Source organism: Lachnotalea glycerini (assembly GCF_003201285.1).
GTDB classification, from domain to species: Bacteria; Bacillota; Clostridia; order Lachnospirales; family Lachnospiraceae; genus Lachnotalea; species Lachnotalea glycerini.
The window spans coordinates 393,408-412,179 of record NZ_QICS01000001.1 but is presented as its reverse complement, the minus strand read 5'-3'; the positions used below and the strand labels follow the sequence as shown (position 1 = coordinate 412,179).

Annotated in this window: 19 protein-coding genes; 3 read left to right on the top strand and 16 right to left on the bottom strand. The window is 34.4% G+C overall.

Annotated features, from left to right (window positions below):
* Positions 1–42: 42 nt before the first annotated feature.
* The 3 genes from C8E03_RS01670 (at position 43) to C8E03_RS01660 (ending at position 1,560) form a co-directional block, all read left to right on the top strand.
* Positions 43–591 (top strand): hypothetical protein, encoded by a 549-nt coding sequence (locus C8E03_RS01670; RefSeq protein ID WP_110290108.1) that lies wholly within the window; start codon positions 43–45, stop codon positions 589–591.
* A 120-nt stretch (positions 592–711) separates the two neighbouring features.
* Entirely contained in the window at positions 712–1,350 is a 639-nt protein-coding gene (locus C8E03_RS01665) for a hypothetical protein (protein ID WP_110290107.1), read from the top strand.
* On the top strand, positions 1,351–1,560 hold the full coding sequence (locus C8E03_RS01660) for a hypothetical protein (protein ID WP_110290106.1): 210 nt from the start codon (positions 1,351–1,353) through the stop codon (positions 1,558–1,560).
* 344 nt (positions 1,561–1,904) lie between these two features.
* Here C8E03_RS01660 and C8E03_RS01655 read toward each other — a convergent pair whose 3' ends face one another.
* The 16 genes from C8E03_RS01655 to C8E03_RS01590 all read right to left on the bottom strand — a co-directional run bounded on the left by C8E03_RS01655 (position 1,905) and on the right by C8E03_RS01590 (position 18,715).
* Positions 1,905–2,495, bottom strand: a complete 591-nt coding sequence (locus C8E03_RS01655) for an amino acid permease (RefSeq protein WP_242993337.1) — start codon at positions 2,493–2,495, stop codon at positions 1,905–1,907.
* Between the two features lie 545 nt (positions 2,496–3,040).
* Complete coding sequence (locus tag C8E03_RS22560; protein WP_278321160.1) at positions 3,041–3,163, bottom strand: hypothetical protein; 123 nt, start codon at positions 3,161–3,163, stop codon at positions 3,041–3,043.
* 166 nt (positions 3,164–3,329) lie between these two features.
* The gene (locus C8E03_RS22345; protein ID WP_330410688.1) at positions 3,330–3,674 is read right to left on the bottom strand and encodes a UTRA domain-containing protein; all 345 of its coding nucleotides are present in this window, start codon (positions 3,672–3,674) and stop codon (positions 3,330–3,332) included.
* A complete protein-coding gene (locus C8E03_RS22340; protein ID WP_242993335.1) occupies positions 3,674–4,108 on the bottom strand; it encodes a GntR family transcriptional regulator in 435 nt (144 codons plus the stop codon). The genes C8E03_RS22345 and C8E03_RS22340 overlap by 1 nt, the downstream gene beginning before the upstream one ends.
* A gap of 27 nt (positions 4,109–4,135) precedes the next feature.
* Entirely contained in the window at positions 4,136–4,858 is a 723-nt protein-coding gene (locus C8E03_RS01645; protein ID WP_094379825.1) for a GntR family transcriptional regulator, read from the bottom strand.
* Between the two features lie 273 nt (positions 4,859–5,131).
* Positions 5,132–6,406, bottom strand: a complete 1,275-nt coding sequence (gene larA, locus C8E03_RS01640) for a nickel-dependent lactate racemase (protein WP_094379823.1) — start codon at positions 6,404–6,406, stop codon at positions 5,132–5,134.
* Between the two features lie 22 nt (positions 6,407–6,428).
* Positions 6,429–7,826, bottom strand: coding sequence for an FAD-binding oxidoreductase (locus tag C8E03_RS01635; protein WP_110290105.1), 1,398 nt, complete (start codon positions 7,824–7,826; stop codon positions 6,429–6,431).
* Between the two features lie 60 nt (positions 7,827–7,886).
* Entirely contained in the window at positions 7,887–9,083 is a 1,197-nt protein-coding gene (locus C8E03_RS01630) for an electron transfer flavoprotein subunit alpha (RefSeq protein WP_094379819.1), read from the bottom strand.
* Positions 9,084–9,100: 17 nt separating this feature from the next.
* Positions 9,101–9,889 (bottom strand): electron transfer flavoprotein subunit beta/FixA family protein, encoded by a 789-nt coding sequence (locus C8E03_RS01625; RefSeq protein ID WP_110290104.1) that lies wholly within the window; start codon positions 9,887–9,889, stop codon positions 9,101–9,103.
* Positions 9,890–10,254: 365 nt separating this feature from the next.
* Positions 10,255–10,950, bottom strand: a complete 696-nt coding sequence (locus C8E03_RS01620) for a FadR/GntR family transcriptional regulator (protein ID WP_094379817.1) — start codon at positions 10,948–10,950, stop codon at positions 10,255–10,257.
* 203 nt (positions 10,951–11,153) lie between these two features.
* A complete protein-coding gene (locus C8E03_RS01615; RefSeq protein WP_170122863.1) occupies positions 11,154–12,167 on the bottom strand; it encodes a GDSL-type esterase/lipase family protein in 1,014 nt (337 codons plus the stop codon).
* Positions 12,168–12,364: 197 nt separating this feature from the next.
* Entirely contained in the window at positions 12,365–14,452 is a 2,088-nt protein-coding gene (locus C8E03_RS01610) for an endo-1,4-beta-xylanase (RefSeq protein WP_110290103.1), read from the bottom strand.
* 124 nt (positions 14,453–14,576) lie between these two features.
* A complete protein-coding gene (locus C8E03_RS01605; protein WP_110290102.1) occupies positions 14,577–15,413 on the bottom strand; it encodes a formylglycine-generating enzyme family protein in 837 nt (278 codons plus the stop codon).
* A 108-nt stretch (positions 15,414–15,521) separates the two neighbouring features.
* Complete coding sequence (locus C8E03_RS01600) at positions 15,522–16,160, bottom strand: glycoside hydrolase family 11 protein (RefSeq protein WP_094379810.1); 639 nt, start codon at positions 16,158–16,160, stop codon at positions 15,522–15,524.
* Positions 16,161–16,385: 225 nt separating this feature from the next.
* Positions 16,386–17,138: a response regulator transcription factor gene (locus tag C8E03_RS01595; RefSeq protein WP_094379808.1), complete on the bottom strand. Its 753-nt coding sequence runs from the start codon at positions 17,136–17,138 to the stop codon at positions 16,386–16,388.
* A gap of 11 nt (positions 17,139–17,149) precedes the next feature.
* Positions 17,150–18,715 carry a sensor histidine kinase gene (locus C8E03_RS01590; protein WP_170122862.1) on the bottom strand — a complete coding sequence of 522 codons (1,566 nt, stop codon included), beginning with the start codon at positions 18,713–18,715 and terminating at the stop codon, positions 17,150–17,152.
* Positions 18,716–18,772: the final 57 nt, after the last annotated feature.

Sequence of the window (18,772 nt, the reverse complement as noted above, 5' to 3'; positions counted from 1 at the left end):
ATTGTGTATATATTACTTATATTATTAAACGAGGTGTCTACTATGATGCAACAACTAATTAATGATGTCAACAAAGCATTAGATGCAGAGTGTTATTATGCCGCTCTGTCATTAGTTCTTACCTTTCCAGATATTTGTGGGAAGGCTGAATATCCACAAGAAAAAAGTACTGCAAAACGATATAAAGATTGGTATGATGAGTATATTGGTAAATACGAACGGTGTCCATGTGATTATTGTAAGAATACCCCAATGCCTTATTTAAGTGGAGAAGTTGTATACAGTTTAAGAAACTTTTTATTGCATCAGGGAACGCCTAACATAGATCCTCTTAGAATAAAAAATTATAATAATAAAATTGATAATTTTGAACTTGTCATTGAATCTAAAAAACCATTTGATTTTTATTCTGATGCATCAGGAATAATTGATGGTAAAGTAAGGACTTATCGTATAAATGTAAGACGCTTTTGTTTGATAGTTTGTAGTAATGCTAGAATGTATTATGAAAGCAATCAAGATAAATTTAATTTTTTTAACTTTTCAATTATTAACTGGGATATAGAAATTGAAAAAAATAATTTGAGATAGAATTAATTAAATAAAGACTACAACAAATGGATTAAGTAAGTACAAGTAAGGTTTGCAGCAAAGCAGTTAAGGAGAGCTTGTATTGAGCCTGATTTTAGAAGAAGTTGTTGAGGAGGATTAATGGATTTAGAGAAAAAAGTGTTTATATTGGAAGAATATTTTAATGAGGAGCGGGAAATAAATTTAAATCAGTATACCCATATAAGAGCCTATCATGCTTGCCGCCCTTTAAGTGTTCAAGATTACTTCGCCAAAGGAATAGAACCAATTAGTTGCGAGAGAGCGCTAGAAGAAGCACTGATACGACTTAAATCTGAAGGCTTAAATAAGGACAAAATAAAGGGGCAATTTAAAATTGCATGGAAAGATTTGAATGAAATACACAAAAAGGTTTGGCTAATCATTCATAAGGAATTATTATTAACTAAATCGGGGCATTATCTGATATATGGCAGTGAATTTCTTAATGCACTAGCAATGGAGTTGGGGTATAGAGATTCTTTAAAACAAGTGGGGATACCAACAATTTTTCACTGTGATATTCCTATAAAGAATCTAGCATGTAGTGAGATATCCTATATTGAAGAGGGAATTGAGTTGGGAAGAGAATTTGGTTATGATATATCTATTTCTGTTGATACAGTGCCACCACAGTATATAGTTGATTATGAACATCCGAATAGGAAAATACCTGATCCATACTATTATGGAGTAAAATACAAACCTGATTATAAGGAGCTAAAAAACTTGGGTATTTAAGTGAAAAAATATGATGGTGGTGAGTTAAAAATAATTAAAGAAATATGGGATGTTCTTGAAGATAGAAAGGCATTAATCAAAACATTAGAGGACTTTAAGAGATTTTTAGATGAAGTGACAAGAAAAGAAGATTTTAAGAAAGGTGATAAACCAAGATTTAATTGGATTAATAGTTTTACTTCTTTTGAAGATATTGTCGGTTTTATTTGATTTTCTCCTAAAAAAATTTTCCGGATATTATGTGTTCGTAACCAATACTTAACTATTCGCGAAACACAACTTTAACGAATAAAAAGCAGTTTTTTTCTTTTAACCAAAAAAATTTTATATTAAAGTTTATCAGAAACGACATTATACTACTTTAACTAAAAAATATTAGAAGTTATTACTTTCTCCTTATCCTGTGTATTCCCTCCATAATAATTGCACCACTTATAGATCCTAAATCAAAAATGGACCTGTAGATGATTGAGATAATACCATCCATATAAAACTGGCAATCAAACAAAGAATACCTATTAACAGTACACTAAATTTTTTCATAATCACTCCTTTTAATTCGTTATTTCAATTGACATACCATAATGTATTAAACCTACAATAACAAGAAGAATAAAAGGTACGATTTTTACGCTTGTAATAATATTTTGGAATTTAGCACCTGCATCCATCTTAATCATGTGCAGCAGTGTAAAGATAATAATAAGTACAATAGACACTGCACGGACAGTTCCTGTATTCCATCCCGTAAAGTATGCAAGGTAATTACCAACTGTAAGAGCCATAATGCCAATACCTACTGGGTCTGTTGCCCAAAAACAAGACCATCCTCCAAAAAATGATAAAAAATTCCATCCTGCTTCACGGAAGTAAACAATAAAAAGTCCATCCTCCGGATATGCAGTCATAAGCTCTGTATAGCAGAGATTTTGAGGAATCATAATCAAACCACCGATTAAGAACGCAAGTATCGTTAACATTGGCGTTCCAGCTATCCCGGCAACTCCTCCTACAGATGTAAAAATACCAGAACCTACTGTAGTTCCGATTCCTAAAACAAGTGCGGACATTAATCCAAGTCTTCGTACCAGTTCTTTTTCTCCTCCACCTGTATTCGGTGTAACATTTGTGCTATTGTTGGCCATGACACACTCTCCTTTCATTAGATGAGTTTAAAATCTATAAGTTTAATATTATCAAACCACAAGTGTATTATATATGCTCAACTTGTATAATACAATGATTTTTATCAAACTTTATTATTTTCAACCTTTATCACAAAATTTATATCAATATTTTGTACATTTTTTTATCATTTTATTCATAATTTTGTTGTTTTCGCCATTTTTATTTTGTTATAATAATATATCCATCACATAATGTTATTAATTTTGTTCATTTGCGGTATGATTATTTCACATCTTGTATATTTGTTTTCAGCATTATAGTAGTCTGCATTTTGATAAAAATTGAAAGCAATTCTATATGGCATTGACGCACGCACTACAGATGAAGTGCAACAACTTACAGATTTGTAAAGGAAGAGCAGATTAAGAAATGGTACAGTTGTCCTTTATGTTCCAGTGATGTCATGTCAAAAATTTCTGGATCAAAAATAAGGAGCCTGAAATTTATGCAAAAGCACAAAAATTTCAGGCTCCAGTTTTATTGCCGCTAAAAGCACAGGCAACTATGTAATTGATCGTTTTCTTGGTCTTGCCAGCTTTGGTAATGCCCTTATGGCTGCCTCCGGTATTAAGCATCCCGGATTCGAGACTTTTGCCAGTCTTACAACCTTTATTAAGCCCGGCAAAACTTATACGCCAAATATGGATTAGCATGAAATATACAAAAAATATCAAGTCATCTATGATGCGTTCTATCCCGCAACAATTGACTTGATACATTCGATTGCTAAACTGTAATATGTAAAAATTATAATGAAACGAGAACTATCCAGTAAAAATACTGAATTATAATTAATCATGCAACTTGATACTAAATGAGCTCTTATCGCTCCTTATGAAAGAACGGCTGTGTGCAATAATACAGCCATTCTTATCATGATAATCACAAGTCAACATAATAAGTGCAACACCATCTGGCACATCCAAAGATTTTCTCACCTTTGGTTCTCCACTAACAATTTCCATTGTCTGTTGCATGCTGTCTAACTCTATCTCATAAAAAGCAAAAATATCTCTCATTGTAAAGACGGAAGAATTAACCGCCCCCAACTCAGGAAGTACATTCTTTGGTATAAAAAAATCCTCTATAGAAACAATTTCGTCAGCAATAGTTGTAAAATGTCTTAAATAAAATATTAGATCATCCGGTTCAATATTGAATAATTGGCATACTTATTTCCCGCCAGACGAAGCATTTTCACCTGTTCTTTCACAGAGACTTTTTTTTGTCCGGATGAAACTGTATTGACAAATCCTCCATATTCCTCCAACGCTTCCTCATACTTGTTTCCTACAACAAATACACCTTTTCCCTGTACTCTTTGAAGAATGCCCTCATTAACAAGCGCATCCACTGCATTGCGCACCGTTAATCGGTTAATACCAAAGATTTCTGCCAGCTTATTTTCAGAAGGAATCGCTGTTCCTGGTAAATACTCGCCTTCCTCTATTCTACTTCGTACAATCTCTCGTAACTGCAGATAGATGGGCATACGATAATCCAATTTATCACTCGCTTCTTCATGATTCACTTTTTCATTGTTTTCAAGCGTTTCCACGATTTTATCCATACTAATCTCCATTCAGTCACTTAAACTCTACTCTTTGTTAATCATACTTACAAACTTGAATTGATCAGAACGCAACAACTGCTTATAATATATAATAGGTACTCTCTTATCATCCTCTACAACGCCCGAAGTAAAAAATAAAGGAGTCCCCTGCTCTATTTCAAACATTTTTGCTTCGTTCTCACTGGCATAAGTTACGCTGATATGTTCTTCCCCAGAATTTTGTTTTTTATGGTAAATATTTTTAAAAATATAATTCAAAGATGTTTTCTCTGTATAATACTCATCAAGTCCTGGATATTGCTTACAGTCTATATATGTTGTCTCTAAAATACTTGGAACGTAATCTGCTTTTCGTATACGTATATATTCGTATACCTTCTGTCCCAATGGAATTTTTAATTTTCTTGAAATTTGTCTGGTAGCTTCGATAGTACGGGCACTGATAATCTTCTTTGTAAAGAATATACCCTGTTGCCGTAATTCTCCCATCATAGAATCGACACCTACTATATTTCTGTTCTTTTTGGGTACTGCTACATACACTCCCGATTCTTTCACACGATACAATACTCCCCAGCTAACCAGTGTATCCACTGCCTGTCTAAGTGTAGAACGGCTAACCCCCCACATTTCACAAAGATTTCTCTCCGATGGTATTCTGGTATTGGCAGTCAATCGATTCACCACAATAAAATCTTCTAATTTCTCAACCGCTTCCATTCCAGGCGGTATTCGATAGTCTTCCATTTCCACACCCCTTAATTCATAGCCTTCCGTAAGTCATAAGTGAAAACTAATTGTTTTTATTATTCTAATTATATCATACAACAACTTCCTTTTTCAACCGCAACTTACATCTACAATTAAGTATAGAATACCATATCATTCCGTTGAAAAATCTTGAACATTATCTTTCATAATTATTTTGACCGGATTTTTATACCAAGGTTTTTCATCTACTATTTGGGTTCGATATTTTCGTTTATTGCTATTTTCACGTAGCTTTATTGCAAAATATAGTTATTTTATTACAACAGATACGCCATCTGGTATTACGGTTATCGTCGCATTCTTTCCTTTAAGCTGAAAAGCTTTTTGCAGTGCTTCATCAAGTGTAAATGCATGCTGTATGTGCATATTACAAATTATTTCAGGATCACACATATCTGTAACAAGGATTACAGTGTGCTTATCAAGAATACGTGCCAAAATCTGAAATTCCCATTGATCTGGAACTGTCTTTGTTCTTTCCACTTTAAAAACCCGATCAAGTACTTCTCTTGGACTGCTAGCGTTAGCCATATTATCATAGAAAGATTTACCTCCATGTCCATCATTACAAGCAGACACCATAATAATGACCCCACCTTCCTTACAGGTTGCCTCTGCGGCTGTCATACCTTTGACAGACTGATATATATTCTGATCCAGTGGATAGCCCCCATTTGATGAGATAACAATATCAGCTTTCACTGCTTGAACACAAGCAAGTTCCATGACAAATTTACAGCCCTCTTCGTGGGCAAGCTGGCTATCGCCTGCAAATGCGTTGATTACCTCTTTTTCACTGTTTATAACAACATTTAATATAAAAGCCAGATTTGCCTGCTTCGCTGCATAGAGCATATCCATATGAATCGGATTGTTTTTTGTGACTCCCGTCCTGGCATATTCGCTTGCTATAAATTCGGAGCAATGATTTGCCAGAACCGTTTTTGCTGCGGCAACGCCGGGAAGAACACTCTTTCGTCCTCCCGAAAATCCGGCAAAAAAGTGTGGCTCTATAAATCCTTCTGAAATCAATAATTCCGTTTCCATTGCAAGCTTATTTAACCATAGCTCGCCACCGGACGGAAGGGTACCGACTCTAACAACACTGCTTTCATCTTCAGATAAATGATTTATAATTACTTCTTGATCTACAATTTTCTGTCCAAATTTCTGAATCATTTCTTCTTTGGTAGTCGGTCTGTGAAATCCGGTGGCAATTAATATTTTGATATCAATATCAGGGTTTGCATTTCTGATTCTCTTAAGGAGTATGGGCATTGTTATTTTACTTGGTACAGGCCTAGTGTGATCGCTTGTTATGATTACCATATTCTTCTTGCCTTTAACCAATTCTTCTAAGCTAGCACTTCCTATCGGGTTATCTAATGCTTGATGTATGATTTCTTCTTGACATATTTTGGGTTTGAAAATATGAGTTTTTGACTCCAATATAGCTGACAGGTTATAATCTGGAATATCAATCTCTAAATGCTTTTTTGAATAAGGTATTTTTATTTTTGCCATAAAATATTCCTCTCTTCATTTATTACTGACATACTTTTCCTGGATTTAGTATATTTTTCGTATCAATTGATAATTTTATATTCTTCATTAATTCTAAATAATCAGAACCATATTGTTCCAATAGATAGTGTTTCTTAGCAAAGCCTATTCCATGTTCTCCAGATACCAGACCTTTTAATTCCCTTGATTTGCTGTACATGGCTTCAAAAACCTTTGAAAGCTTCTCTTCCCAAGCGGTTTTTGTAAGATCATCTTTTAATATATATACATGCAAGTTACCATCTCCTGCATGACCAAAGCTTCTGATTCTAACATGAAATTGTTTTTGAAGTTCATCCGTATATTTAATGAATTCAGCTACTTTGTTTCTCGGAACAACAACATCACACTCATCCATATCCGTTGTGGATGCTTTGACAGCCTCTAAAAAGGCTCCTCTTGCTGACCAAACGGCTTCTTTTCTTTCTTCGGTATCCGTGATAAATACATCAAGAGCACCTTCTTCAAGGCAAATATCAGCTACTTTTTCATATGAATTTTCTATCTCTTGCGTACTATTTCCATCAAAAGTCAATAATAGATATGCATCAGAGGAATTGTCAGGGAACTTTTTACCCAGATACTCTTCGGCAGCGAGGATTACTTCTCTTTGCATAAATTCAATTGCAGTTGGCACGACTTTTGATTTTACAATCTTTTGAACCGTATTAATTGCCATGTCAAGATTTGTAAAAGGAATCAACAAAGATATCACTTTCTTAGGTAAAGGAATCAACTTTAAAATTGCCTTTGTGACGATTCCCAGAGTTCCTTCTGAGCCACATATTAAGTCTTTTATACTGTAGCCGGAAGAGTTTTTTACTACCTTTCCTCCAACCTCAATGATTTTTCCGTCTGGGAGTACGATTTCTAATCCTCTGATATAATCTCTGGTAACGCCATACTTAACTGCTCTCATGCCACCAGCATTTGTATTAATGTTTCCTGCAATCGTTGCAGATTTTTCTCCCGGATCTGGAGGATAGAATAAATCATGCTCTTCCACAAATTTACTGATTTCCATTAATAGAACGCCTGGTTCAACAGTTAAAGCTAAATTATCTTCATCTAATTCTAGTATTTTGTTCATTTTGGACATATTTATCATAATACCGCCATAAATCGCAACACAAGCACCGACTAAACCTGTTCCCGAACCTCTTGCCACAACGGGTATTCTATTGTCATAGGCATATTTCATAATCTTAGATACTTCATTCGTTGTAAGTACTTCGACCACTACATCCGGCATTTTGCTTATTTTACCCAATTCATCATGACTAAAATCATTATGTATTCTTTCTCCTGTAAATACTCTTTCTTTATCTAATACAGATACTAAAAATTCAATATCCTTATCATCAATTTTTTTGTAATCCATATAACTACCTCCTTTATTTAATACCTGCTTATGAAATAACACTCCGCTTTTAAATGTATATCACATGATTACTGAACTTTTTATATCATTTATTAATTTAGGTACTATTTCATAAATATCTCCTACAATACCATAATGAGCTACATTGAATATAGGTGCCCTTTCATCTTGATTTATGGCGAAAATATGCTCTGCATTGTTCATACCTGCTACAAATTGAACCGCACCAGATATTCCAAGCGTTATGATTAACTTGGGCTTTACTGTTCTTCCTGAAAGACCGATTTGTTTCTTGGCATGAATCAAACCAGCTTCCACTAAGGGTCTTGTTCCAGCTATTTGAGCATGAAGAAGTTCTGCTAAATCTTCAATCATCGTCATATCTTTTTCTGATTTAAAAGCTCTGCCAACAGCAATGATAACCTCGGCATCCGATATATTTTCCTCTGTTTTTTTCTTTACCACCTTTAAAACTTCTATATTTGATTTTAATTTTGTTTTAGCTATTTCACATACGGTTATTAATCCCTTTGAGTTAAACTGTTTTTCTGGTGCATTCATAACTTTATATCTTACGGTTGCCAACTGCGGTCTAGTATTTGAACATATGATTTGTGCCATAATATTACCGCCAAAAGCCGGTCTAATCTGTACCAAATCTGTATTTTCTTTCATATCAAGAATGGTACAGTCAGCCGTTAAACCAGTCCGAAATCTTGCGGCTACTCTTGGAGCAAGTGATCTGCCAAGCGTTGTTGCACCAATCAGTAAGGAGGAAGGCTTAACCTTATTTATAAAATCCTCCAAAGCTGCGGCATAAGGTTCTATCCTAAAATCTTTTAATTCTTCATAATCATATACAAAAATTTCATCAACTCCATATTGAAGCAATTCCTCTGCTTTTTCCTTAATATGATAACCGATAAACACACAATAGACCGGAAAATGAACAACTGCGGCAAGATCTCTGGCTTTTCCAATCAGCTCCATTGTAACCGGATGTATTGACCCTCCTACATGGTCAACATATACGCTTATTCCTTTCCATAAATCCTTATTTACTTTTTTCGTTTCCGTTTCAATAAATTCCATTACTCCTACAGGTCCTTTTTTAACACATAGCTTACACATTTTACATCCTGCATTTACTTCGATTTTTCCATCCGTATACTCAATAGCGCCAAAAGGACAGACCTTTATTAGCTCTTCTATATTCAATTCATTTACTTTATCTTGGTTACATACTAATTGTCCCATGCAAACCCTGCCTTTCTTTATATAAATTTTAATTCCTTAAGCTTTGCTGTCAATTTTAAACTTAGCTGTTCACCGCTGCCCGTCCATGTTTCTCTGTCATTATTAATGGCTGGTGGAAAGATTCTTTCAACCTGAGTAGGGGAGCCGTTTAAACCATATTTCTTTTCATCCTTATCTTCAAAATCATTTAAAGTTAAAACTTTAATTTCTCTATCCTTTGTAGCTATTTTTTTTCTATAGGATGGAAGCCTTGGCTGAAAAATATCTTTTTCTACCGTCAATAGACATGGAAATTGAATTTGAGCAACTTCTATCGTATCAGGCATATCCATTTCAACTATCATGGATTTTTCTTTTATTTCAATTATACTTATCACGTTTGTAATATGCGGAATTCCAAGGTACTCGGCCATTTCAGGACCTACTTGGGCAGTATCGCCGTCTGTCGTTTGCTTTCCGCATAATATTAAATCAAATTTTCCCATTTTTCTTACACCCTGAGATATTGTGTAAGAAGTAGCAAGTACATCTGCTCCTGCAAATTTTCTGTCAGTAACTAATATGCCTTCGTCTGCGCCCATCATATATGCTTCTTTAATAACATCTTTTGCCTGAGGTGGCCCCATACTTATTACCTTAATGATTCCTCCCATTTGCTCCTTCATTCTTAATGCAGTTTCTAAAGCATACAAATCGTAGGGATTCATTTTTGAATCAATGCCATCTCTTTTTAAAACTCCTGTCACTGGATCAACTTCAACCTTTGAAGTTCCCGGAACTTGCTTGATACATACAAAAATATCCATATGTTTTCCTCTCATTCTTAAATATTTTATTATAAAAATTTTACTTGAATATATCTTTTGTGCCTTTATCACTTTTCTTTGATAAATGTATATATTAAAGTGAAACCAATGGTATTATGGTCTGACCACTTAATAAAACTATCATATCATACAATTTTTAAAATATCTATATCTTTAGTTAAATTTTAACAAATGTTTCATGTTTTTAATTAAACAATGTGCTTTATTCGTTAAAACTTGTGTGTCCTGCGTGGAAGGATTCTCTTAGATGGTTTCCATACGAAGTAATCCATTTATTTTCTAGTATAGAAAAAGGTGAATGTAATATAACAGATTACACTCACCTTAGAATTGATTTATTTCATTTAGAACATTTTACTATATTTATTGGTATAATCTAAATGCTCTCGCATTGCTCTTCGAGCAGCTACAGAATTGTGTAATTCGATTGCTACATAGATTTCCTTATGCTGTGAAAAGAGTACCTCTCTATTCTCTTTCTGAACTATTATTAACTTTCTCGCATCCTTAATGAAATCATCGACAAGAATGGAAACGGTTCTTAGGATGTTAAATATTAATGCGTTACCGGAGTACTCTGCGATTTTATAATGAAATTCCTTGTCAATAGTTACATTAACCTCTTCATCCTCACAATCTTCAAATCGCTTAATGATCTCTTTTAATTCCATTAGCTGTTCCTTTGTGATTCTCTTAGCAGCAAGACCGGATGCCCCAACCTCCAAGATTTTTCTGAGTTCTAAAATCTCTTCTGAATTGATTCCTTCTAACATAAACATGATCGATAAAGGCTCAAACAAATTATCTTGAAAACTTGATTTAATAAAATTACCCTCACCCTGCCTGCACTCTATCAAGCCAATTACTTCTAAAGCTCGTAAAGCTTCTCGAATAGAAGCTCTGCTCACTTGTAATTGTTCCACTAAATCCCTTTCGGAAGGAAGTTTATCTCCTTTTTTCAGAGTTCCTTTATCTATCATTTCTTTTATTTGTTCTATTACCTGCTCATAAACTTTTATGTTTTTTATTGGACTAAACATCGTACTCCTCCTACCTGTTATTTCATCTCTGATATATTTTAACATAATAGGTGAAATTAATCTAAGTCTAATAACAATGTATTAACCAAATTTTTCTGCAAGCCCATAATAAAGTATAAAATAAGTTCATCTTCCAGCTTTCGTCTGCTGATACAAATTATTAATATCTTACTGAAACAGGACAGAATTTTACTGCTTCATTGCTATTCTAGAGTATATGAAAAATTGGCCTCTGGTATTCCAGTAGTCTGAATTCCCAAATTTATGGTCCCACCAGCATCAATTACCTGGTTCCAGGAAAGGGGCGTAATCATGTATGTATCATCTGATTCTGTTAATACTCCTCCCCAAATATTTGAGATTGTAATGTCAGATTTGTTTATTATTAGTTTCCAGCCGCTTACTTTAGCGTTTGATGTATTTTTTATATACAAATTTATAGTGCTGCCAGTTGACCATGCATTGGTTTCTGTTGTTAATTGTAACGTACCATCAAGATCAGATGCAGTGGATGAGGGAGTGGTTGGTGAAATCGCTAAAAGAGCTGCTAACGTTTCATACCATTTATCACACATCTTTTGACTGCCTGAATTATTAGGGTGAACTCCATCATAAGTATCCGTACTTGTATCAAAACCACTATATTGATTTACTAAAGTGATTGGAGATTCACTGGTTGATAAATCACGGGACCAACTTAACATTGATGAGTTAAGATCTTTGACACGCGCAATATAATCCGCGTCATCATTTGGGTGCAAAGGTATAATTTGTGCCACTACTATTTTCATATTGGGATTATTTGCTCTCATTTGTGCTACGAGAACGGTGTACGCATCAAGAATTGCTTCTGTACCTTTGTTACTCCAGCAATCGTTTGTTCCAAAGTGCATCATAACTATATCGGGATTTGAAGCTGATAGCCAGTCAGTTAAATTTGTAGTAGCAGCTAGATCGGTAACAAGCATGCCGCTATGGCCTTCATGTGTACCTTGAGATCCAACAAATTTGACATCGTATCCATTCACAGTTAGTTTATTGAATAGTAAAGTACGCCAAAAATCACAGTCTGTGATGGAATCACCTAATGGCATTATTTTTGTAGTTGTTGTTGCAGCATAAACAACTGGCATTGTATTTTGAATCATAAAAAATATGAATAAAAATATTGTCATACCTTTTAAAATTGTATTAAATTTTATTTTTTGCGTTATCATCCTATTAGTACCTCCTTTATAGGTGGTGTAAATCTTACTTTTCACCATTCATGATTTTATTTTGCCAAAGTTTTGACATTGAATTTGTATTTAGAAGCAAAACAACTTCCATTCTTATAGAATTTCCATAAAAATGGAAGTTATCAATATTTTTATCTACTAGATTTAGTAATCTAATGAAATACTATACATCATAATTATTCTATGAGAGTTCCATCATAATACACATGCAATACTGGATTGCTTAAAGTTTCATATGTCGACCAGTCTGTCTTGGCAAAGCGGATATCCATAACCAGTTTGCAGTTCTCTGATAATTGAGTGTTTTCCGTTATGGTTAACATTAATGTCTGATCGTCTATGCTTCCAGTAACATAGTTGATAATTGAATCATACCAAGGTGCAAAATTAAGCTGAATGGCAGCATTGTCACACCAGACATTTTGGCTGACACTGCTCATCCCATCAGCAGTAAAGGTAAGAACTACTTTTGACAAGTCAATTGTACCACCATTTGCAGTTACCGTATATTTTTGGCTGATGCTATTTCCATTATTTGTTGTAGTTACGGTTGCCGTTGGCGTATTTATAGGATTCACATCGATGTCTGTATCCTTATCGGTATCCGTATCTGAATCTGTTTTCATTCCTTCAATAATGGAATAATATGCAGGCTTTGCTTTATAATCTTCATCAAATAAAAGTGGATATCCACCCAACCAACTGGTTCGATCTGTAATTCCCCATAAGACAACTGCCGTAATATTAATTCCTTCTTCTTTTAAATCGATTACTTTGTTCATCAGCAGTTTGTAACGGTTTGCTTGAGCTTGAAGATCACTATCCTTATTGCTTGGCTGACTGATATCCAGTTCCGTTAACTGCAATTCCAAACCAAGGGAAGCGTATTTTCTTGCTGCAGTTTCAAACATGTCTATGCTTGGATAGTCCATAGTCCAATGAGACTGCATTCCCATACCGTCAACCAAATTTTTATCTTTTAAATCTTTTAAAATTTGATAGATATAGTTACTCTTTGTAGTCTCATATTCATTATAGTCATTATAGAATAACTTACAGCCTTTTGGAGTATATTTTCTGGCATATTCAAATGCCTTTTCAATATAATCTGAGCCAACGGTCTGCATCCACAAAGAATTGCCTGATGTGGTATTATTGGAGCCAGGATTTCTCATACCCGTAGAAGTATTGGGATCTACAGCTTCATTTACCACATCCCAAGAATAGAACTCTACCGTAGGATAAGTTTTTTCTAACAGTTCCATTAGGTTTTTAATGTAGTTTTCCATTCTTTTTAACATGACTTCTTTAGATACCCACGGAGTTGAAGAATCCGTGGAATAATTTTCCCTAAAAAACCAATCCGGTGTCTGATTATGCCAAACTAGCGTATGGCCCCTTACAGAAAGATTATTGTCCCTTGCAAAATCAAGCAAAGACTTTGCTGCCCTTATATTTACCTGTGGATTGGTCTGATCATCAGGATTTTCTTCAAGGTATGCAATCGTTGCATCATAATCCAGAACACTATCTGGTTTTAATTCATTTCCAGGAGTCAGCATATTATAATGCTTTAAAATTAGTTCCTTTGATGGAGCCGGTGCCAATTCGCTGGCTGTTGAAGCAACGCCCATACTGAAATAAGGTGAAAATACGTCTTTTAAACTGGCAATATCATCTTCTATATCAGGTAAAATTGCCGGAGTTGCTGTAAAATCATCAATGTAAAAATCCATTAAATCCTGTGTGCCAGGAGTTGACTTGAATTCACTTTCCACATAAATGTAAGCATTTACTGCATCACTGGGAATGGTGTATTGCCCTTCCAAATATGTCCAGGAGTCCCTTTTAACTGTCTCGGTTTTTATGTTTTTATATTGGTCATTTACCCCATCGTTGTATTGTAGCTGAAGGCTAAAATTTTCGGTATCCGAATAAGTATTCCCCGTATAATATATCCAAATTCCCAACACATAAGTTTCTCCCAAAGTCAGTTTATCTGTTATATTACTAGTTGCTCCATGCCATGTTTGGGTACGGTTACTTATCTTAAGGCTGTACTCACCGCTATGTGCCTGATTTGTACTTAGGCTTAATGCTTCTGCATCAATACCTCTGGCTTCCCAACCACTTAAGCCTGTCTCAAAATCGTTTACTATTAACTCCCCATTTGCCGCCGTTGCTGATATATTAGGTATATAACAGCATGTGCCTATTAAAAAAATATAAATCATTAGGAAAGATATTACTTTCTTTCGATTCATATAACCACCTCCTATAATTTTACAATTGTATTTTAAAATTTATACTTGACCCGTATCCTTATTAATTTTATCTTCGAGTAACTTCTTTCTACATCGAGCGATTCCATTATCGATACTTTCTACTTCAATTTATCGTATCACGGCATACACGAAATCCCTGATCAGAACCCATACCGCTAGCCTCAAATTTGCCTCGGTATGATGCTTCACAGCAAGTTTCACCGCCGATCCATCCGCCACCTTTCCAGACACGGTATAAACCACTTTTATATTCCGAATCTTCATACCAGTCATAGCACCATTCTCTTACATTTCCTGACATATCGTATAGTCCCAATTCGTTAGACTTCTTATCACCAATTAATTTTGTTTTACAATTATTATTTTCTATCGTAGGCCAAATCCAATCACCTGATAAGTATTTATTCCCCGAATTTCTCCAAAACCATGCTACCTCTTCTGTCTTATTACTACCACTATATTGATAATTCAAACTTTTCTGTCCTCCGCCTGCGGCATATTCCCATTGTGCCTCAGTTGGTAATCGATAGCCATTTGCCCCTTCATTGATTGTTATCGTCCATTTTATGTAATCATATTCACTTTGATTATTGGAATCTTTATGATCCTTATCAATATTGTAATATGGCTGTAAATTTTCTTTTATACTTCTTTTATTGCAATACTCAATACAATCATACCAACTCACCATCTCTACGGGTAAATTATCGTCTTGAAATTCAGAGGGATTACTGCCCATTACCTCTACCCATTCTTTTTGCGTTATTTCGTATTTGCTCATATAAAAGTCAGAAATAGTTTCATTTGTATCATAATAATTTGACTTTGAATTAACAAAGCTTCCTCCTTCTACAAGTACAAGGCTATTGGATTTTTTACTTGTACAGGCACTACAAAGCAATATAAAAACAAGTGCAAGAAAAATCAGTGCTTTTTTCATTATTTTTCTCCTTAAACAGATTATCATGTTAAACTTAAGAACGTCGAAAGCCGTTTCTATAGCAAACGGCCTTCGGCGTTCTTAAGCTGCTAGCTTACAGTTGAAATTCTACCACACCGTCACATTAGCATATCCACTGCTTTTATAGCCTTCTACACACATTGACTGATAATTCCAACTGCTTCCAAGATTCATGCCTTTACTTTTCCAAGCGTTAACGTGATTTTGGAATGTAATTTGAGCATTGCTTCCAGTTGCTCTCTTAGACTGTCTGACGCTCCAGTACTGTTGAAATGTTTGTGTACCATCGATAGAAGGTGCATTATATCTCATAGATGTATAAATGTCATAGGTGCCACCATCACTTGTAACAGTACCCTTATAGGTTCCGGTAGGTCTGTATGTGCCCCAACTGTCAACAACATAATACTCTATAAGTGAGTTTCTGGTCCATCCGTAGAAAGTTAAATAACCGTTGCCATTTGGTGAAAATACACCAGCATTGTAGTTAATTACTCTTGATGATGTTCCAGTTGTCCAACCCTTACCAACTACAAAGTTACCACAGTTTGTCCAAGAAACACTAAAATTACCATTGGAGCCATTGGTAACATTCACGGTTCCCCCGCCGTCCGACCAATTTTGCCAATAATTAGTTGCTGCAATTGTTGTGATTTCGAAGAAACCGCTAAAACACATTAAAATTGCAAATAATACCGTTAAAACTCTCTTATTAAATTTACTCATACTATTTCCCCCCCTAATTTATGATCTAAATTAATTCACTTATCTGTGTACAGGTATTTTTTATCGCCTTTCCCCCTCCCTTTTTTGAATTTTCCCTTATTTTGTGACGTTTACCAGAGTTTTCAATTGCCACCTCCTTTACTTATAGCATTTTCTATTAAAAAAACCGCAAATTTATAAAGCAGTTCTTTTAATCCCCCTCATTTGAACCTTGATTATCTTTATCTATATCCCATTTTCTTTTGCCTGCTTTATATAATCTGAATATACATAATCGGTATATTTTTTAAAGCATTTTCCAAAATAATTTGGGTCGGGTATACCAACCAATTTTGCAGTACGATACATAAGAATTCCCTTTGCAGCATATTGCATGGCCTTTTCCATTCGGATGGATGTAATATAATCAATCATACTGATTCCTGTCTCTGACTTAAACATCCTGCTTAAATAGCTAGGATTAAAACCAAAGTATTGTGCGATTGAAGTTAAATTTATATTAGCATTAGCATAATTTTCCATTATATATTTCTTTATATTTTGAATATTTGTATTCTCATTAAATATTGTTTTATTTATTTCATTTTGTGTCTGTCTTGGATCATGATCTAATTGTTCAACTATTTTGATTAAATTCTTTTGTATATCTGATTTCACGATTGGCTTAAGTAAATAATCACAGACGCCAATTCCGATGCATTGCCTTGCATATTCAAAATCACTAAATGCAGATAAAATTATGATTTTTAAATTAGGATATCGTTTCATTGCAAGCTTTGAAAATTCGATTCCGTCCATAAACGGCATACGAATATCCACGAAGATAATATCTGGTTGAATATCATCTATTATATTAATTGCTTCAATACCGCTTTCTGCCTCTCCTACAACACATAAATTGAAATCTTTCCATTTAATTGCTACTTTCAGAAGATTACGCAATGCCCTCTCATCATCAATAATCATTACCTTGTACATTATTTCCCCCTCTAAAGTGGAAGCTTTAAATCTATTTCAGTAAAAATACCTTCTTCACTTTGTATATCAAATATGTCTTCCATTCCATAATAATATCGAATTCGCTTTATAATTCCTTTGAATCCAAAGCTCTTTGTATTCGATTCAGTCATAAGTGCTTCTATTTTTGATTTGCTCATACCAATTCCACTGTCATATACCACAATATGAAGATTTGCTTCATCTGCATATGCAGTTATTTTAATAATACCTTTTTCACCCTTTAGCCGAATACCATGATACAGACTGTTTTCCACCAAGGGTTGTAAAATTAATTTCGGTATTTTAATTTGTTTCAAAGATTCATCTATCTCATATAAATCTTCGAATATATCACCATAACGAAGCTTTTGAAGCTTACAATAGTCTTTAACAATTTCAATTTCCTCCTCAAGCGTAATTTGTTTGCTCCCCTTACTTAAAAATTTCCGATAAAAACTTCCAAGTGTTTCTATGGCACTGTACACTTCTTCCTTTTCACGCTCCAAAGATAAAAACGCTATGGTATCCAATGTATTATATAAAAAGTGCGGTTTTATTTGTTCCTGCAATATTTCAAATTCTGCTCTATGTGTTTGCTTTTCATTTTCAACTAGTTCATCTATCAACCTGTTAATTTCAATCAGCATATTATTATAGCTGTCCTTCAAGTCTCCAATCTCATCTTTTGAGGTTTTTAAACTGACTCTTTGAAGCCATCCGTTTTTCACACTGCTCATGGACCGCGCAAGGCGCTGAATCGGTGCTGTAATATAATGCGCAATGAAAAACCCCAGAACTGAAAGACTGATAAAGGTTAATAAAATAATAAACAAAATGAATAAAAGTATTTCCTTTGAAACAAATTTAGTCAAAGACAAGGTCTCTATTCCGGCAATTCGAAGGGGGGTGTTGGGTACATGGTAATAGGATACCACTTTCTCTTTAAAAAAACCTCCTACCGATATCTGCTCGTAATCTTGTGTAGTAATATTAATTCTTGATATCTCATCCACCTGTTCATTCTTGGAAAGCATCTGTCCGTTTTCATCATAATAGGCATAATGCTTTCCATTGTCTAAGACCTCTTGGTAAGATTCATTTAATATATCCTCAGACAGGTTGATGATTAAAATACCGATTCTCTTTTGTGAATCAATATCATATACTGCTCTCATCATTGAAATCATTGGTCTTCCTGAGAAATACTCAAAGGCACCTCCTGCGTTTACTCTTACGATATAGCCGCCGCTTTTCAAATAAATGTCTTTTATCCACTCCGAATCACTTAAATATTCGGTATGAAAATAGGTGATACTATTACTTGCATCTATATAGTTACCATCTGTCCGAATTAAATAGATGGAGGATACATATTGTATATTGATCATCATATTTCGTAATGCGCCCAATACCTCGGGATTATAATTATCCTTTTCAATCTTCGGACTCTTCAAATAATTGCGGACGCTTGGTTCTCCCATTAGAAGCTGACTCATTTGGCTGATATTATTAAATTCTCCATTTAGATTGCTGCCAATGGAAACCAAAGTATTCATATTGCTGGTCATCATATAATCAAACATATTTCTACGTATTACAAAAGTGTACATAAA

What these genes read in the sequence shown, in the direction of transcription:
- C8E03_RS22340 (WP_242993335.1), bottom strand. Translation starts at nt 4,108, where the DNA reads ATGGATAAAATCGTGGAAACGCTTGAAAACAATGAAAAAGTGAATCAT.
- C8E03_RS01620 (WP_094379817.1), bottom strand. Translation starts at nt 10,950, where the DNA reads ATGTTTAGTCCAATAAAAAACATAAAAGTTTATGAGCAGGTAATAGAA.
- larA (WP_094379823.1), bottom strand. Translation starts at nt 6,406, where the DNA reads ATGGCAAAAATAAAAATACCTTATTCAAAAAAGCATTTAGAGATTGAT.
- C8E03_RS01595 (WP_094379808.1), bottom strand. Translation starts at nt 17,138, where the DNA reads ATGTACAAGGTAATGATTATTGATGATGAGAGGGCATTGCGTAATCTT.
- C8E03_RS01645 (WP_094379825.1), bottom strand. Translation starts at nt 4,858, where the DNA reads ATGGAAGACTATCGAATACCGCCTGGAATGGAAGCGGTTGAGAAATTA.
- C8E03_RS01590 (WP_170122862.1), bottom strand. Translation starts at nt 18,715, where the DNA reads ATGAATACTTTGGTTTCCATTGGCAGCAATCTAAATGGAGAATTTAAT.
- C8E03_RS01670 (WP_110290108.1), top strand. Translation starts at nt 43, where the DNA reads ATGATGCAACAACTAATTAATGATGTCAACAAAGCATTAGATGCAGAG.
- C8E03_RS01610 (WP_110290103.1), bottom strand. Translation starts at nt 14,452, where the DNA reads ATGAATCGAAAGAAAGTAATATCTTTCCTAATGATTTATATTTTTTTA.
- C8E03_RS01605 (WP_110290102.1), bottom strand. Translation starts at nt 15,413, where the DNA reads ATGAAAAAAGCACTGATTTTTCTTGCACTTGTTTTTATATTGCTTTGT.
- C8E03_RS01655 (WP_242993337.1), bottom strand. Translation starts at nt 2,495, where the DNA reads ATGGCCAACAATAGCACAAATGTTACACCGAATACAGGTGGAGGAGAA.
- C8E03_RS01635 (WP_110290105.1), bottom strand. Translation starts at nt 7,826, where the DNA reads ATGGATTACAAAAAAATTGATGATAAGGATATTGAATTTTTAGTATCT.
- C8E03_RS01665 (WP_110290107.1), top strand. Translation starts at nt 712, where the DNA reads ATGGATTTAGAGAAAAAAGTGTTTATATTGGAAGAATATTTTAATGAG.
- C8E03_RS01625 (WP_110290104.1), bottom strand. Translation starts at nt 9,889, where the DNA reads ATGGATATTTTTGTATGTATCAAGCAAGTTCCGGGAACTTCAAAGGTT.
- C8E03_RS01630 (WP_094379819.1), bottom strand. Translation starts at nt 9,083, where the DNA reads ATGGGACAATTAGTATGTAACCAAGATAAAGTAAATGAATTGAATATA.
- C8E03_RS01600 (WP_094379810.1), bottom strand. Translation starts at nt 16,160, where the DNA reads ATGAGTAAATTTAATAAGAGAGTTTTAACGGTATTATTTGCAATTTTA.
- C8E03_RS01615 (WP_170122863.1), bottom strand. Translation starts at nt 12,167, where the DNA reads ATGATAACGCAAAAAATAAAATTTAATACAATTTTAAAAGGTATGACA.